The sequence below is a fragment of the Ruegeria sp. AB7 genome, assembly GCF_056542625.1.
Map to the genome: position 1 here is coordinate 603,912 of NZ_JBQGAC010000002.1, position 16,175 is coordinate 620,086.

The 16,175-nt window shown below is 56.7% G+C and carries 14 protein-coding genes; 3 read left to right on the plus strand and 11 right to left on the minus strand.

Annotated features, from left to right (window positions below):
• The first annotated feature begins 27 nt into the window (after positions 1 to 27).
• The 3 genes from ACR0EN_RS08690 to ACR0EN_RS08700 all read left to right on the plus strand — a co-directional run bounded on the left by ACR0EN_RS08690 (position 28) and on the right by ACR0EN_RS08700 (position 3,166).
• Entirely contained in the window at positions 28 to 1,023 is a 996-nt protein-coding gene (locus tag ACR0EN_RS08690) for a taurine ABC transporter substrate-binding protein (protein ID WP_170394406.1), read from the plus strand.
• 74 nt (positions 1,024 to 1,097) lie between these two features.
• Positions 1,098 to 1,904 carry a taurine ABC transporter ATP-binding protein gene (locus ACR0EN_RS08695; protein WP_170394409.1) on the plus strand — a complete coding sequence of 269 codons (807 nt, stop codon included), beginning with the start codon at positions 1,098 to 1,100 and terminating at the stop codon, positions 1,902 to 1,904.
• Positions 1,901 to 3,166: an ABC transporter permease gene (locus tag ACR0EN_RS08700; RefSeq protein ID WP_170394412.1), complete on the plus strand. Its 1,266-nt coding sequence runs from the start codon at positions 1,901 to 1,903 to the stop codon at positions 3,164 to 3,166. The genes ACR0EN_RS08695 and ACR0EN_RS08700 overlap by 4 nt, the downstream gene beginning before the upstream one ends.
• 135 nt (positions 3,167 to 3,301) lie before the next feature.
• Here ACR0EN_RS08700 and ACR0EN_RS08705 read toward each other — a convergent pair whose 3' ends face one another.
• From ACR0EN_RS08705 to ACR0EN_RS08755, 11 genes are all read right to left on the minus strand, one after another.
• A complete protein-coding gene (locus ACR0EN_RS08705) occupies positions 3,302 to 4,228 on the minus strand; it encodes a carbohydrate kinase family protein (RefSeq protein ID WP_170732748.1) in 927 nt (308 codons plus the stop codon).
• Positions 4,229 to 4,267: 39 nt separating this feature from the next.
• The gene (locus ACR0EN_RS08710; RefSeq protein ID WP_170818183.1) at positions 4,268 to 6,112 is read right to left on the minus strand and encodes a family 1 glycosylhydrolase; all 1,845 of its coding nucleotides are present in this window, start codon (positions 6,110 to 6,112) and stop codon (positions 4,268 to 4,270) included.
• Between the two features lie 67 nt (positions 6,113 to 6,179).
• Positions 6,180 to 8,093 (minus strand): beta-galactosidase, encoded by a 1,914-nt coding sequence (locus tag ACR0EN_RS08715; protein WP_170818182.1) that lies wholly within the window; start codon positions 8,091 to 8,093, stop codon positions 6,180 to 6,182.
• Positions 8,090 to 8,950 carry an SMP-30/gluconolactonase/LRE family protein gene (locus ACR0EN_RS08720; protein ID WP_170818181.1) on the minus strand — a complete coding sequence of 287 codons (861 nt, stop codon included), beginning with the start codon at positions 8,948 to 8,950 and terminating at the stop codon, positions 8,090 to 8,092. Before ACR0EN_RS08720 ends, ACR0EN_RS08715 begins: the two co-directional genes overlap by 4 nt.
• Positions 8,947 to 9,552 carry a 2-dehydro-3-deoxy-6-phosphogalactonate aldolase gene (locus tag ACR0EN_RS08725; protein ID WP_170625530.1) on the minus strand — a complete coding sequence of 202 codons (606 nt, stop codon included), beginning with the start codon at positions 9,550 to 9,552 and terminating at the stop codon, positions 8,947 to 8,949. Before ACR0EN_RS08725 ends, ACR0EN_RS08720 begins: the two co-directional genes overlap by 4 nt.
• Positions 9,549 to 10,442 (minus strand): 2-dehydro-3-deoxygalactonokinase, encoded by an 894-nt coding sequence (locus tag ACR0EN_RS08730; RefSeq protein WP_170625529.1) that lies wholly within the window; start codon positions 10,440 to 10,442, stop codon positions 9,549 to 9,551. The genes ACR0EN_RS08725 and ACR0EN_RS08730 overlap by 4 nt, the downstream gene beginning before the upstream one ends.
• Before the next feature lie 4 nt (positions 10,443 to 10,446).
• Complete coding sequence (locus tag ACR0EN_RS08735) at positions 10,447 to 11,214, minus strand: SDR family NAD(P)-dependent oxidoreductase (RefSeq protein WP_170625528.1); 768 nt, start codon at positions 11,212 to 11,214, stop codon at positions 10,447 to 10,449.
• Complete coding sequence (locus ACR0EN_RS08740) at positions 11,214 to 12,923, minus strand: IlvD/Edd family dehydratase (RefSeq protein ID WP_170625527.1); 1,710 nt, start codon at positions 12,921 to 12,923, stop codon at positions 11,214 to 11,216. Before ACR0EN_RS08740 ends, ACR0EN_RS08735 begins: the two co-directional genes overlap by 1 nt.
• A 54-nt stretch (positions 12,924 to 12,977) precedes the next feature.
• On the minus strand, positions 12,978 to 14,318 hold the full coding sequence (melA, locus tag ACR0EN_RS08745; RefSeq protein WP_170422850.1) for an alpha-glucosidase/alpha-galactosidase: 1,341 nt from the start codon (positions 14,316 to 14,318) through the stop codon (positions 12,978 to 12,980).
• 22 nt (positions 14,319 to 14,340) lie between these two features.
• The gene (locus tag ACR0EN_RS08750; RefSeq protein ID WP_170394442.1) at positions 14,341 to 15,189 is read right to left on the minus strand and encodes a carbohydrate ABC transporter permease; all 849 of its coding nucleotides are present in this window, start codon (positions 15,187 to 15,189) and stop codon (positions 14,341 to 14,343) included.
• 1 nt (position 15,190) lies between these two features.
• On the minus strand, positions 15,191 to 16,117 hold the full coding sequence (locus ACR0EN_RS08755) for a carbohydrate ABC transporter permease (protein ID WP_170394445.1): 927 nt from the start codon (positions 16,115 to 16,117) through the stop codon (positions 15,191 to 15,193).
• Between the last annotated feature and the right edge of the window lie 58 nt (positions 16,118 to 16,175).

The following is a 16,175-nucleotide window of genomic DNA, read 5'->3' on the forward strand; positions in this document are numbered from 1 at the left end:
GGAACCAGCAGGGAGAAAATAGTCAAAATGATCAAGAAATATCTGCTCACAACAGCATATGCCGGGATTGCGGCCGTCACCGCTTCACAAGCCGCCGCGCTTGATGAACTGACGGTTGCATATTTCCTCGAATGGCCGATGCCGTTCCAGTATGCGAAAGCAAACGGAACCTACGAAGAAGAACTGGGCGTCAAGATCAACTGGGTGTCTTTCGACACCGGTACCGCCATGTCAGCTGCGATGGCCTCGGGTGATGTACAGATCGCGGTCAGCCAAGGGGTACCACCGTTTGTGGTAACCACTTCGGCCGGTCAGGACATCCAGATCGTCGATGTGGCGGTCAGCTATTCAGACAACGACAACTGCGTTGTTGCCGAAGCGCTTGAAATCGACAAGGGCAATGCGGGTGAACTGAACGGCAAGAAGGTCGGTGTTCCGATCGGCACAGCTGCGCATTACGGTTTCCTGTCGCAAATGTCTCACTTTGGTGTCGACATCGGTTCAATGGAAATTGTTGACATGGCTCCGGCCGATGGCGCCGCGGCGTTTGCCCAGGGCAACCTCGACATGGTTTGCGGCTGGGGTGGCGCGCTTCGTCGTATGACCGAGCATGGCAACATTCTGCTAACCGGTGCTGAAAAAGAAGAGATCGGTATCCTGGTGTTCGACGTCACTAGCGCTCCGGCAAGCTTCATCGAAGAAGAGCCTGAGCTTCTGTCGAAGTTCCTTAAGGTTACCGCAGATGCCAACGCCAAGTGGAACGCAGGCGACAGCAAAGATGAAATGCTGCCGGTGATTGCAAAGGATGCTGGTATGGATCCTGCAGACGCTGAAGCCACAATCGCGACTTTCACCTTCCCGTCAGTTGAAGACCAGCTGTCCGAGAAGTGGCTGGGCGGTGGCGCGCAAGACTTCATGCAGGGTGTTGCAAACGTGTTCGTGTCGGCAGGCAGCATCGAATCCGCTCTGGATTCGTATGATGGTGCCGTTAATGCAGGCCCGCTGACAGCTGCGAATAACTAATCACGCAGGACATTTCATGCGACCGGCCCCGGTTTCGGGCCGGTCGACAGCTATGAAAGCAGGAAGGAGGCAGGATGCCTGAACTGGACATCGTAGAATTGTCCATGCGCTTTGACTTACCCAACGGCTCCTCAGTACAGGCCCTACAAGATGTTTCACTCAGCCTTAAAGAGGGTGAGCTGATGTCTGTCCTTGGCCCGTCGGGCTGTGGTAAAACGACGTTGCTGAACATCGTTGCAGGATTTCTGGCGCCGACATCTGGCAAGATTGAACTGAACGGCCATCTGGTCAAAGGCCCTGATGCTGAACGCGGGATGGTGTTTCAGAAGGGCGCGTTGTTCGAATGGATGAACGTGCGGGAAAATGTCGAGTTTGGCCCGCGCATGAAAGGCATGCCCAAAGCCGAGCGTGACCAGATTTCCGACCATCTGCTTGAGGTCGTCGGGCTTCAGGATTTCAAGGACAAGGCGGTTTATGAACTATCGGGCGGGATGCAGCAGCGTGTTGCGTTGGCGCGGTGCCTGGCGAATGAGCCGGACGTCATCCTGATGGACGAACCGCTGGGTGCTTTGGATGCGCTGACCCGTGAGAAAATGCAGGGCCTTGTCCTGAAGCTTTGGAAAGAAACAGGCAAGACGATCATCCTGATCACCCACTCGGTCGAAGAGGCCTTGTTGCTGGGCGAGCGTCTGATTGTCATGGCCCCCAGACCGGGGCGCATTCACCGCGAATACAATCTGCCTTTTGCTGAACGCGGTGTGAATGCCGATCTCCGTGATGTGAAGAAATCCGAAGGTTTTGCGGAAAAGCGCGATGAGATCCTCTCGATGATCTGGGAGATGGAAGAAGAAATTATGGGTCGGACGGAGCAGGCATCATGATTGTACTTCTCTTCTATATCGGCCTGTTCGGTGGCGCGTTTTTTATCGTCTACGCGTTACGCCGCGGTTTGCAATCGCGTCAGGATTTCACAAGCTTGAAAACTGTGACTTTCGGCGACGAAAGTGCCGTACGAGCGGATAGGGCTGCATCGATAATCTCGGTTCTCGTGATCTTTGTAATCTGGGCGGCTTTCACCGGCTCGAAGTTGTTTCCGATCCATGTGCCGGGCCCATTTGTGGGTGATACGCAATTCACCTATACGCTCGAAAACGCGGATGGCAGCACGGATGAAGCCACGATTTTTGTTCGCGTTCCAGCCTTCGGTGAGGAAGCAGAAAAATTCGAGGTCGAGCCCGGCAGCGGATTTGCCAAAGACGATGCGGTTGCAGCTGCTGCGGGCCGCTCATCGACGATCCTGTTCGACAAGAACGATGATGCCAAACGTAATGAGGGTGCAAAGATCGTCGCGATCAACGGCACACCTATAGGTGAAGGCCAAAAGGTTGATACAGGCGATGGTACCGTAACGCTGACCGGGAAAGGGGCGATCAGTTTCACCCCCAAACAGGGCTTGCAGATGAACCCCATCTGGCTTCCAGCCCCTGAAACCGTTGTGGCCCGGTTCTTTGAGATTGCGAATGAGGGCTACCAGAACTTCTCGCTTTGGGAGCATCTGGGCTGGTCGCTGTTGCGCGTGATTGCTGGGTTTATCGCAGGTGCGCTTGTGGGGATTCCGCTGGGTTATGCAATGGGCCTATCCGGTTGGTTCCGCGGCTGGTTCGATCCGATTGTCGAGTTCATGCGACCTGTGCCGCCACTTGCGCTGATCCCACTGGTGATCATCTGGTTCGGCATCTGGGAGACCGGCAAGATCGTTCTGCTGTTCCTTGCGGCCCTTTGGATCATGACCATCGCCGCGCGGGCTGGTGTGTCCGGTGTGAACATCTCGAAAATCCACGCAGCGTATTCTCTGGGGGCGTCGAAATGGCAGATCATGCGCCATGTGATCGTGCCCAACTCGCTGCCCGAGATTTTCACCGGTGCACGTGTGGCTATGGGTGTCTGTTGGGGAACTGTTGTTGCGGCTGAACTGGTTGCCGCACAAAAGGGCGCCGGCATGATGATCATCGCCGCATCCAAATTCCAGCTGACCGACATTGTCATCATGGGGATCGTCCTTATCGGGGTGATCGGATATGGAATCGATATCCTGATGCGCAAGGCCGAGAACTGGCTGGTGCCATGGAAAGGCCGCAGCTGATCGGTCTTTCCGATACTGTGGTAACAAAGCGGCCCCCGAGCAATCTCGGGGGTTTTTTGTTTCAGCTGCGATTAAGAACGCGGCGTTGGACCTTGCTGCTGTCTTAGCTTGAACACGGCATCGGTCTGTATACCTTCAGAGCTCCTGTGCCCAAGGCGGGTTTGCCCCCGCTCGGGATACGGTGACGGCAGCGACCTTTGCACCGTATTCAAGCGCGTCGCGAAGACTGCTTGTGGGCAAAGTGCGCAAGGCGGGCTTGTTGAGATGACCGGTTTGGCTTAGCGCAGCCAGCACACCTGCGTTGAACGTATCGCCAGCACCAACAGTATCCACGACCTTAACTCTCTGGACGGGTACGGATACGTCCGTTCCATCAGAAAGATAGCCTGTCGCGCCATCCCCCCCTTTGGTCACGATTGCAATCGCTGGTCCTGCACGAAGCAGCAGTGGAATTTTCTCGGCATGGCTTTCGGGGCCCGGTATAATCCAATCAAGGTCTTCATCAGAAACTTTAATGATGTCGGTCTTTGCGATCATACGGTTCAAGCGGGTCCGGTATCGCGTCTGATCCTTGATAAAGCTGGGTCGAATATTGGGATCCAACATCACTGCATGATCCGCGCCATGACGATCAAGTGCGGCCGCGTACGCATCAGCGCATGGTTCGCAAGCCAGGCTGATCCCTCCGAAATACAGTGCGGAAACGCCCGGCAGTTGATCCGGCATGTCTTCGGGCCGCAGCATCCGGCCCGCCGTATTCTCATCGACAAAACTGTATGTGGCGTGCCCATCCCGCAACTGCACGAATGCAAGTGTCGTAGGACGGTCCGAGCGGATAACGTGCGAGGTCGCGACATGGCTGATCTGCAAGGCGGCGATCAACTGTTCTCCGAACATGTCCGTAGATAGCCCTGACAGAAGCCCCGTTTGAATGCCCAAACGACCCAATGCAATTGCTGTATTGAAGATCGCGCCGCCGGAATGTGGCACAAACCCTTTGCTGCCAGAAACCGTTGGTTCGGCAATCATATCGATCAGAGCTTCTCCACAGCACAGGATCATTCTGCTATCCCTCAGCCTGCTTGAAAATGCGCGGCCAAATTACCGCGCCAAGGCATTCTTACAGAAATTGTTAGCGCCAACAATGCCAAACTCATTCTGCTCCGACACATACAGGTTCATCGATTGCCGCAATTCATCGAACCGCCCACCCGCGTTGAAGGCACGCAGAAAATCCTGACCAAACAACCAGCGGTTCTTTTCGGCCACCCCGCCAACCAGAAACACACCTCCGGATGGGATAAGAGCAACAGCAAGATCGCCCATTATGGCGCCCAGATGCTCGGTAAACATTCGCGCCGCTTTGACAGCGCAGGTATCCGAGCCGTCCTGAGCATCCTGCAGAATGTCTTTTGCCGAACGTATCATGCCGTTGGGCTGACCTTCGGCCATTCCGATCGCCTGATAGAGAACCGGTAGGCCAGTTCCGCTCAGGAACATCTCGGCCTCGATGGTGAGTGTATCGTCAAAAAAGCACTCGGGTATGATCTTGCGCGCTGCGCGGAAAACCTCGACCTCGTCAAGATGGCGCGGGGACAATCCAACATGGCCGCCTTCGCCGGAAACGGTGTGAAAATGTCCTTCAGAGTAGAGCAGGGCGCCCACACCCAGCCCGGTTCCCGGCCCGACAACTAGCCGTGTCCCCAGTGGTGGAGCGGGTGAGCCCTGCAATACCTCAACATCATTCTCGGTAATCTCGGCGACTGACCATGCGGCAGCCGTGAAATCATTGATGACATAGGTATGGTGCGCGCCGGTTGCTCGGGCCAGAGCGTCTTCGGAAAGATCAAGATTGGCATTGGTCAGGCGAATGGTGCCGTCCTGAACCGGCCCCGCCCCGGCCGCGACCACAGCGCGCGGCTGTGTCCCGACCTCGTCGCATAAACTGTGTAATGCGTCTTGCAGGTCGCTCACAGTGCCCGTGGGGTGTTTGCGAAGATCGGTCAGCTCTCCCTCGGTTACGACGCCCAATCTAGTATTGGTGCCGCCGATATCGGCCACCAGATTCCAATGTGCGTGTAACCCTCCCTTGGGTCTAACCCATGGGGCCGGCTGGGCGTCACTTGTTTGGATTGTCTGCAACGCCTCGACGTCGGTCCCGGACTGAACGAAAATGCCGTGTACCAAGGTGTCGGATTCAAGCGCGTCATGCACGCGCGCCAGCGAATGCACCAAGTTATGACCCGCATCGGCGGCTACGGTCACGAATGAGGGCAGCGATTGCTCATGTGTTGTGCGCATGAGTATGTCTATGTCAGCGCCCTCTTTCACGACTACGCTGCACCAATCAATCGGCTCGGCGATGATGGAAAAATCATCCCGCCAATTTTCGGGAAAGTGGCGGGCCAATCGATCCAGCAAAGACTGCGGGTATTGCCCGTTGGTTATCGTATCAAGGATGAGCGGATCGACCTCTACACCTAGATTGGCCATCCCATAGCTCCGCATTTCCTGACGCGCCGCGCCCTGTGCAAGCAATTGATGGTGCAGGCTGCGGGCATTGGTGCGAGGGTCGCGTTCGATTCCGACGGACGGGTTCAAGGTAGAGATGTTGAATATCCGATCACCCATCCGAGCGACGATTACCTCAGAAAACGCTGCAAAATAGTCGGCCATTACTCGATTGCACCACCCGCCGATATCCTCCAGCGCTGGGGGGATATCGTTGTGATCCAGCACGATGCATGGCCGAATGCTGTGTGCCAAAAGCTGGTCAATCCGCTGCTCGCACTGATCCAATGCGCTTGCATCAGGAATGCGACCGTCTGGCATGATGTGCTGCCAACGAACTGTAAAGCGGTGCATGTCTAGCCCAGTTGCCGGTTCTGCAGGGGCAGCCGCACCAAACAGAAAGCCATTGGGAAAGTCAGAACGGGTATATTTCATTGTCGCAACCTGTTGGAGCCATGACCAGCGTCACGCCATCTAACAGGTTATGTTAGCGGTATCTAGATTAACGTTTATATGAACCGCGCGTCCTGAACAGGACATCACATCCCTCGATCTGCTGGCCGTCCCATGTCACTGAATGCGCATTATAGTTGATCAGCACTTCGTGCGACTGCGTCTCGCGCCGCCGCAGCCCTTTGGGCATCGGATGGAGCGCCAGATCCGTTTTCTGGGCCGCCATGGCTATGACGCGATCCCAAAGGGCCTCATCGGGGAACCCCGCCAAATACCAAAGACCGGCACCGCCATGCAACGCCGCAGTGCCATCTGCGAAAGAAAGCAACTTTTGCGCGGAGCCTGACAAGCGCTCAACCCAATGTTCCGCAGCACCGCCCCCTTCGACAATGCGGGTTACGCCGGGTGGCAAAGTCTCGATCAGATCGACATGGCTGCTGAGGCCATCAAGACCTGGGCGCCCCGAATCAGGGATCTGAAAATCTTCGGTGATTGCCCCGCTGCGCGGTCCCAGAACGGCAAGATTACATCCTTGTAGTAGCCTTTGTTCAAGATCGCCTAGGGCAGCCAGGCCCGGTGCTAGGATCAGATTATAGTGCTCCTTGCCGACCTCGTTCTGAGGCACGAAATCCACCGACAACCCAGCGCGCCGCAACGCGCGGTAGGCAGAGAATACGAGCCGGAAATAATCGAACCCCGCGCCCTGAGGCTGCGTTGTCCAGGCCCAGTCAGATGCATAATCGAAGACGATAGCAACCTGCGCATGGATAGGCTGAACCGTGCCTATCGCGGCCAGATCATCGGCGGTCTGACGCGCCTCGGCCAAACCGGGTGCTTCGTCGCCATGCGGGGTAAGTAGACCGGCATGCATCTGTTCCTGCCCGAACGGTGCTTGCCGCCAGCGGAAATAGCTGACCACTTCGGCCCCATGGGCCACCGCCTCAAGCGACCAGAGACGCACCATGCCGGGCAGGGGTGCCGGGTTGTAGGGGGCCCAGTTCACTGGACCGGGTTGCTGTTCCATGATCCACCAACGGCCTCGACCGACGGCGCGGTATAGGTCGTGGTGAAAGGCCTGCATGTCCGGATCACCCTGCTGCAGAAATGCAGTCTTGTGCGGCTCGTCCACTTCCAACCGATCCGACAGGAAGCCAATAGGATAGCTGTCCCACGTCGCGATGTCCAAATCCCTGCCTACATCGAAATGATCGAATTCCAGCACACGCCCCATGTAATTGTGCAGCAATGGTTGATCCGTTAGCGGCCGCAGCGCATCGACCTGGGCCTTGTTGAACGCCATCACTTGATCCGAACTGAACCTGCGAAACGCCAAGACGTGTGCCGGGTTGGGCTCGGTCACGGTCTGGTTCGGCAGCTCGATCTGATCAAAGCTGTTATATTCCATCGACCAGAACACATTTCCCCAGGCATCGTTCAACGCGTCGACCGAGTTGTATCGGTTCGCCAGCCAGCGGTGAAAAGCATACAGCGCCGCAGCACTATAGCTGAGCGTCGTATCGTGACAGCCATATTCGTTATCGATTTGCCAAGCAGCGATATGCGGGTTGCGGCCATAGCGCTGACCCATGATCTTCGTGATCCGCTTGCATTCGTCGATATAGCCGGTGTGACTAAAGCAATAATGTCTGCGTGAGCCGAACTTGCGTAGATTGCCATCAGCATCCACAGCCAGCATGCCGGGATGCTTGTCCAGCATCCATCGCGGAGGTGTTGCCGTCGGGGTGCCCAGCACAATCTTCAGCCCAGCCGCACCCAAGGTTTCAATCGCGCGATCCAACCAGTCGAATTGCAGGTCTCCAGCAGTGGGTTCCATTCGGCTCCAGGCGAATTCGCCGATCCTGACCCATTTCAAGCCAGTCTCGACCATGCGCGCGGCGTCCTGAGCCCAGTTCTCTTCGGGCCAGTGTTCAGGGTAATAGCAAACGCCAAGTTCCGGCTTCATAGTATAACTCTGTGTTCAGCTTGACCTTGCGCCACATTTGGCGCGGTGAGTGTCATGCCATTCGTCTGCGTTCTTGCAAGGGTGTCCGCGTCCAGCCCTTGGCGGGCGGTGGTGCAGAACAGTGTAGTCAGGTCATCACCACCAAAACTCGGGCACGAAGTGTGTTTGGCATCGAAGACGACAGCTTTCAGGAACTGACCGCTGGGCGTATAGGCTGCGACCCGGCTGGCACCCCATTGGGCGATCCAGATGTTTCCGGAGCGATCAACCACAGCGCCGTCCGGGTTCAGATCTTCGCTGCGCAGGTCAAGGAAGACCGCCGCTTTGCCTATGGGCCAGCCTGTCTGCGCGTCCAGTTCCCAACGCATGACCAGCTTGGTGGCGGTATCGCTGTAATAGGCGCAGGATCGGTCCGGCGCAAAGCAGATTGCATTTGAGATGGTGATATCTCGGACCAATGGCCGTAGCTCGCCATTCCAATAGCGATAGATCGAACCTGCGCCTACTTCTGCCTGTTTGCCCATGGTGCCAATCCAGAACCCGCCCCAAGGATCGGCGCGCCCATCATTGGATCGAGTCACCGGATTGTCGACCTCAAGCGGGGCGATCAAATCTTTGGCTCGACTCTCAAGCCCAAATCGCCACAGGCCGGTTTCCGACGCGATCAGCAAAGTGTCTCGGTCTACCCATCCTGCGGCTGAGACATGTTCATCGAACGCCCAGCTATGCGCTTGTTCATTTTCTCGCGTCATCAATCGCTTGCCGATGATATCGAACCAGAAAAGCTGTTGCCGTTTAGGGTGCCACAATGGCCCCTCGCCCAATTCGCAGGGGCGGTCGTCATAGACCTGACTCATCCAACGGCCTCATCATAGGCAGCAACGATTTGCCGGGCACGGTTTGCTATTTCTCCAACTGCCATTCCGGGCTTATAGAGTGCAGATCCAATTCCGAAGCCGTCGGCGCTGGCCTCGATCCAGGCTCCAAAGTTCTCGGGGCCCGCACCGCCCACCGCAAAGACCTGAGCAGCCGGCGGCAAAACAGGGCGCAGCGCAGCCAACCCTGCAAGACCGGCAAGCGAACCGGGGAAAAGTTTTAACCCCGTAGCCCCGGCCTGGAGCGCAGCGAAGGCCTCGGTCGGGGTGAACACACCCGGCCAGCTTTGCAGCCCAAGCGCGACAGAGCGTTGGATTACGGACACATCGCAATTCGGCGAAACGATCAATCTACCTCCGACATCAGCAATCGCGTCAACTTGATCGGGGGTTAATACAGTGCCCGCTCCGATAAGCGCGCGGTCCCCGATCTCCGAGGCGAGAACTCGGATACTTTCCAGCGGATCGGGAGAATTCAACGGAACCTCAATCCGGTCTATGCCCGCTTCCAACAGGGCGTGACCGACGGGTATTGCCTCGTCAGGGGTCAGCCCACGCAGGATGGCAATGATGGGGCGGCTCATGCGGTTTGCCTCGTTAATGTTCGGGCCTGCGACAGACCCGCAAGTGTTGCGATTGTGGCGTCTGCGGTTTCGACCATGGCACCTTGTTGCTGCAGGGCAGTTGCGTAGGCGTTGGATAAGCTTTCCGAGCCGATGATCGCCAATTGCTGGCCCAGCCAATAGGGTCGCGATGCGGCAAGCTCGGCGCCAATCAGGAACCCTGAAAGACGGGCGCGTGCAACGCTCTTGTTTTGACCGTGCAGCAAATCAGCAGCCCGTAGCCCGAATAGGCGCGCTGCCAGCTGCTCGGGTTTCGACAGCATGTCGGCAACCGCTTCAGAAAAACTCGCGTCGTCCCAGCCCTCGTCAATTGAATGCTGCAGAACGGATTGCCCGCGCAGCAGATCAAACAACTCACCGGTCATGAAGGTTCGGAAACTAACGACCTCACCCGCACTGATCTGGGCCCATTTTGTATGCGTGCCGGGCAGGCAAATCACACCGTCCCAATTCTGATGCGTGCTGAGGAACCCCGCGATCTGAGTCTCTTCGCCGCGCATCACATCGGGAGGGCTGGGCTGTTTCAGCCCAGGGACAACGAAGGCCCGAATGCGCGGATCGGTGTTTGGAACACGGAATGGTACGACCGGGATTGGTTCGGACGGAACAGCTGAATACGGGGCCTCGACCCAACCTTGCCGTGCCCCAACCATTCCGCAGGCGATCACATCTACCGGTTGCCCGGGCAGCCAATCTTCGATCAAAGCCAGCAAGGCTGCCTGAAAACCTCCGCCGGTTGTGCGGGACATACCATCTGACGACGCGGCCTGTGCCAAAACGCTATCACCTTGCATGGCCCATGCCCGCAGATGAGATGTTCCCCAGTCAACAGCGATCCACTCGACATTCATAGCATCACCCCGTTCCTACCACGCCGCCGTCAACCACCATGCACTGCCCGGTCATTGCACGGCTTGCGCTTGAAGCCAGAAACAGGGTTGGTGCTATCATGTCTTCGGGCGTCAGATGCTCTTTCAGGCTCTGGCGATCCATATGCGCAGCCAGATCTTCGGGTGTGGCCCACATGTCCAGCTGTTTCTGTGTCAGAACCCATCCCGGTGCCAGCGCGTTGACGCGAATTTTATGTGGACCAAGTTCACGCGCCAACGAGCGTGTCATGCCGGTGATCGCCGCATTTGAACTGGTATAGATTGGATAACCTGCGTTCCCCATCAGGTAACTGATCGAACTGAAATTGATGATCGAACCGCCTTTGTCCTTCATCTGTCGCGCGGCTTCCTGACAGGCAAAATAGTAGGCCTTTAGGTTGACTTCGATCATCCAGTCCCAGAACTCGGTTGTAGATTCTTCAAGTGAGTGCCGCTTGTCATTCGCGGCGTTGTTGACCAGCACTTTAATCGGGCCATGGGCTTCAGCTGCTTTGGCCATGGTGGCGTGCAACAGCTCGGTATCAGTCATGTCACCCTGCAGGAACAAGGGGGCGCGGCCGTGCTTGTCACGCATCTGTTCGACAAATTCACCGGCATCTGACCGACCGATAAAGGCAACTTTAGCCCCTTGGGCCATGAACCCGTCAGTCAACGCTGCACCAACGCCCGAACCGCCGCCGGTGATATAAACAGAGGCTCCGTTGAGGTCTTGAAATGTAGCAGGTTGATCCATCAGTGGCTCTCTCTCGTCACTAGGCGCGTGTCTTTGCCCACAAGGAAATCAAGGTCCGCGCCGCGATCAGCCTGCAACACGTGGTCGATATAAAGCTTCGCATACCCGCGCGAGTAATGCGGATCGTCCGGTTGCCACAGGGCGCGGCGGGCGTCCAGTTCCTTTTCGTCGACCAGCAGCTGCAGCTCGCCCTTGCTGGCGGACACGCGAATACGGTCACCGGTTTTGACAAACGCCAACGTACCACCAGCCTGAGCCTCAGGGCTGACATGCAGGATAACTGTCCCGAATGCGGTACCAGACATACGCGCGTCCGAGATACGGATCATGTCGCGCACGCCGTCTTTTACCAGCTTGGCCGGAATTGGCATGTTCCCAACCTCAGGCATCCCGGGATAGCCCTTGGGACCACAACCTTTGAGAACCAGAATGGTCTCAGGTGTTACTGGTAAGTCGTCGCGGTCGATATTGGCTTTCAGATCTTCGATGCTCTCAAAAACGTATGCTTCGGCCTCGGTTTCCAGCAGTGCATCTGTGGCCGCCGAAGGCTTCACGATTGCCCCGTTGGGCGCAAGATTGCCGCGCAGAACCCGCAGGCCTGCGGCGGGTTTTATCGGATCGTCAAATGGGCGGATGACGTCTGTGTTGAAACACTCAGCCCCTTCACAGTGGGCCGAGATGTCCTTGTTCAGAACTGTTCTTGCCGGGCGCAGGAAAGGTTTGAGTTCGCTCAGAACCACTGGCACACCGCCTGCATAACAGAAATCCTCCATCAGGTATTTGCCAGAAGGCATGCAATTGACCAGCAGGGGGATTTCCGATCCGATTTCAAAATCTTTCAACGTCAAGTCGACACCCACGCGACCTGCAAGTGCCAACAGGTGGACCACTGCGTTTGTCGATCCTCCGACGGCCGCATTGGCGAGGATGGCATTCTCAAACGCCTCCCTGGTCAGGATATCTGATGGCTTGAGGTCCTCGTCCACCATCTCGACAATGCGCTTGCCGGTCAGATGCGCCAGCGCCGTGCGGCGGGCATCAACGGCGGGCAGGGCAGCGTTGGTGGGCAGCGACATGCCCATCGCCTCAACCAATGAGGCCATAGTACTAGCGGTGCCCATAGTCATGCACACACCCGCGCTACGCGACATGCCTGATTCAGCGTTCATGAAATCCTGAAGTGTCATTTCTCCGGCACGAACAGCCTCGGAAAACTTCCAGACATCTGTGCCCGAGCCGATATCCTGACCCCGGTATTTGCCGTTCAGCATCGGGCCAGAGCTAACCACGATGGACGGTAAATCGACCGAGGCTGCACCCATCAGCTGCCCCGGGGTGGTCTTGTCGCATCCACCCAGCAGGACAACGCCGTCGATACCATAGGCGCGGATCGATTCCTCCACATCCATCGCCAGCAGGTTGCGAAACAGCATGGCGGTGGGTTTCATCTGGGTCTCGCCCAGCGACATAACGGGGAATTCCACTGGAAAGCCGCCCGCCTCCCACACGCCCCGTTTCACGCCTTCGGCTAGATCACGAAGGCCCGAATTGCAGGGCGTCAGTTCCGACCATGTGTTGCAGATGCCGATGATGGGGCGCCCGTCAAAAGCGTGATCCGGAAAGCCCTGGTTTTTCATCCAGGACCGGTGAATGAACCCGTCCTTATCGAGTTTTCCGTACCAATGCTGTGAACGGCGTTTCTTGGTCATTATTGGCTCTGTCTGTCTGGCGTTGGAATTGAGTGTTTTTTGAGAAGACGAAGATTAAGCTGCGCGGGCGGGGCGGCACCAATCTGGCAGCCAATCGCCATGGGCAGAAAGCAGATCGGTGACGAGGCCGCGAATTTGGCGCAGATCCAGCTCGGCCGCAGTATGGGGATCCATCATTGCGGCGTGATAGATGTATTCGGGGTTTTCTTCGGTCAGCGCGCGAACCGTTAGCTCTTGTACGTTGATCTGGGTCCGCATCAACGCGATCAGTTGTGGTGGGATATCCGTGACCACGGAAGGCTGGACGCCATTCGAGTCAACCAGACACGGCGTTTCAACCGCTGCACCTAGGGGTAATTGCGGAATCTGACCCGTATTTGGCAGGTTGCCGTAGGCTGTGTACGGCGTGTCTGTCACGATTGCGTTCATAAGGTCGGCGGCGAATTCATGGCTTCGGGTTACTTCGATGTTCCGACCATCTGTCAGGGTCTTGGCCTGTTCCTTCCAATTGGCCACCTGCTCGACACAGCGGGTCGGGTATTCGTCCAGCGGTATGCTGAACTGTTCGATCAGGTCATTGCGACCGTCTTTGATGAACCAAGGAACGTATTCTGCAAAATGCTCGGAACTTTCGGTGCAGAAGTATCCAAGATGGTCCATCACTTCGTACCGGACTTTGTTTGGACAGCGCGGCATTAGCAGGGGAGGCTTGGGTAAATGCCCGGCGCGATAGCCCTGACGCAAAGCCGGATACAGATCGCGGCCTTCATGCTCGAGCTTGAGGAAGAACGCGACGTGATTGATACCGGCAACTTTGTAGCGAAAGTCCGCCTTGGGCAGGTCTAGATCATGCGCCAGTTCTTCGACCGTGTTCTGGACAGAATGGCACAGGCCGACATGTTTCAGATTAGGGAAGCGCTCAGCCAGAGACCAGGTGTTGATGGCCATCGGATTCACGTATTGCAGCAGCGTTGCGTTGGGGCACAACTGCATCATGTCCTGCGCGACGCCCCACAGAACGGGCACAGTGCGCAGGCCGCGCATAATGCCACCAACACCCAGCGTATCGGCGATAGTCTGACGCAGGCCATATTGTTTTGGGATTTCAAAATCTGTCACCGTGCAAGGCTCATACCCGCCAACCTGAAAGGCAGTGATCACGAAATCTGCGCCGTCCAGCGCCGCGCGACGATCCGTGTGGGTTGAGACGGTTGCACCCGTGCCGACTGAGCGGATCATGGCCTTGGCCACAGCTTCGCTTTCGGCCAAGCGCACCGGATCGATATCCATCAGCGCAAAGTGGCTGTCTGCAAGGGCAGGGGTGAGCAGGGCGTCGCCCACGATGTTCTGCATGAAGATCGTGGAACCTGCACCTACAAAGGTGATCTTGGTCATGAGGTAAACCTCTGGTTTGACGTTATTTTACGGCACCGAGGGTCAGGCCCGCGATGAAGTGTTTCTGCATCAGGAAGAACATGGCAACCGGCGGCAGGGCTGCCACTATAGAACCGGCACTCATCAACTGATAAGCAGCGCGAAATTGCGCGTTAAAGCTGGTGATCCCGGCTGTCACGGGCTGGCTTTCGGCCCCTTGGGTCAGGACAACAGCCCAGAAATAGTCGTTCCAGATGAAGGTGAAAATCAGGACACTGAGTGCGGCGATGGCCGGTTTCATCAGTGGTAGAACGACGTACCAGAAGATTCGCCATTCGCTAATGCCCTCGACCCGTGCGGCCTCGATCAGTTCGAATGGCAGGGCGCGGATGAAGTTGCGCATGAAGAGCGTGCAGAACCCGGTCTGGAAGGCGATGTGGAATAACACAAGCCCTGTTTTGGTGTTGTAAAGGCCCAACTCCAGCGTGAGATCTCGCACAGGGACCATCAGGATCTGGAAGGGTACGAAATTGCCCGCCACAAACATGAAGAAGATCCAGAGGTTCGATTTGAATTTGTAGATCCCCAGCGCGAAGCCTGTCATGCAACTGAGTGCAACGGCCCCGATTACCGTTGGTACGGTGATCAGGAACGAGTTCATCAAGTAACGTGGCATATCCGAATTGAAAAAGACCTGACCATAGTTGAACGCGCCCTCAAAACTTGACGGCATCCCCCAGTAATTCGCATTGGTGAAGTCTGCGGCAGGTTTGACCGAGAAAAGCGCGACCGCCAAAAGGGGCCCCAGCCATAGTAGCAGTGCCAGAGGCAACATCGCCTGATAGGTGATCTGCGCTGCGCGGGGTTGTTTTTCGATCGGTTTGGGAAACATCTCAGTGCCCCCTTTCTTCGCGGTACATCGACCACAGGAAGTAGGCGATGAAGCAGAGCATAATCAGGAACAGGATCACAGCGATAGCTGCGCCATATCCCATGCGGAAGCCGTATTCGGACAGCGCGACCTCGAACATGTAGTAGGCCAGCACGCGGGACGAGCCAAAAGGACCGCCCTGTGTCATGATCGAGATCAGGTCAAAGCTGCGCAGCGCGCCGATGATTGTCACAACGAATGCGATGAAGGTTGCCGGGCGCAGCTGCGGCAGAATAATGTGCCACAGCATTCGCCCACCTTTTGCGCCGTCCAGACGCCCGGCTTCGATCTGTTCGGGGTCGACGGCGTTAAGGCCGGTGAGGTAGAGGATCATGCAATAGGCCGTTTGTGGCCATAGACCTGCGAAGATGATGCCGTAGGTTACGAAGCGCTCATCCCCCAGCACGTTCAGTGGACCGAGGCCAAAGAGGCTTAGGAATTCGTTTAGAAGGCCAAAGGTTGGGTCGTAGAACCATGTGAATACTAGCCCAACGACGACCTGAGAGATGACGAAGGGAAAGAAGAACAAAGACTTGTAGAGGCGGATGCCCCAGACCGTCTGGTTCAGGAACAGTGCAATAAACAAGCCTGCAGGGATTGCGGCCAGATACAGGATCAGCCAGATCAGGTTGTTCTTGAGCGAGATGTAGAAAGCGTCGCGGTCCACCCATTCCCAATACAGATCTTCATAGTTGCGAAAGCCGACATATTCAGCTGCACCTAAACCGTCCCATTCATAAAGAGACAGATTGAAAGACTGAAAGACCGGGATGATCACATAGACCATGAAGAACAACAGACCCGGAGCCAAAAACAGCCAGGGCGCGATGCGCTGTTGGTTTCTGTGGAACCAGCTTTCTTGCTCGGGGGCGTCAACGGCAGCGGTCATGGGCATCTCGGATCTGGTGGGTGAAGGCGGGCTGAAGCCCGCCCTACTATTGTGCAAG